This window comes from Candidatus Symbiothrix dinenymphae (assembly GCF_001431085.1).
Genome location: NZ_BBRU01000340.1, coordinates 1 through 492, shown reverse-complemented (window position 1 = coordinate 492; position 492 = coordinate 1). Strand labels below are relative to the sequence as shown.

The window sequence follows — 492 nt, the reverse complement described above, 5'->3', positions numbered from 1 at the left end:
GAAGAAGACGATCTTTGAAAGATTTCCATTAATTACGTAGTACAAGAACAACACTTGTTTGATTGTCATTGCGGGCTTGACCCGCAATCCCATGAAGATAGGTGCTGGGTAAAAAAGAAAAGAACCTGTCAATTTAGGAATAAGAGAAAAAGGAATTAAAAAAAAAAGAATAACAAAGAAGAGTTTGATCCTGGCTCAGGATGAACGCTAGCGATAGGCCTAACACATGCAAGTCGAGGGGCAGCACGGGAGCAATCCTGGTGGCGACCGGCGCACGGGTGAGTAACACGTATGCAACCTACCCATAACTGCGGGATAGCCCGTCGAAAGACGGATTAATACCGCATAACACAGGGGCTCCGCATGGAGATATTTGTTAAAGATTTATTGGTTATGGATGGGCATGCGCAGGATTAGGTAGTTGGTGAAGGTAACGGCTCACCAAGCCATCGATCCTTAGGGGAACTGAGAGGTTAATCCCCCACACTGGTA

At 45.7% G+C, this 492-nt stretch carries 1 rRNA gene; it reads left to right on the top strand.

Annotated elements, in window-relative coordinates:
- Positions 1-172: 172 nt before the first annotated feature.
- Positions 173-492, top strand: a 16S ribosomal RNA gene (locus tag ASC50_RS04185); the annotation flags it as partial.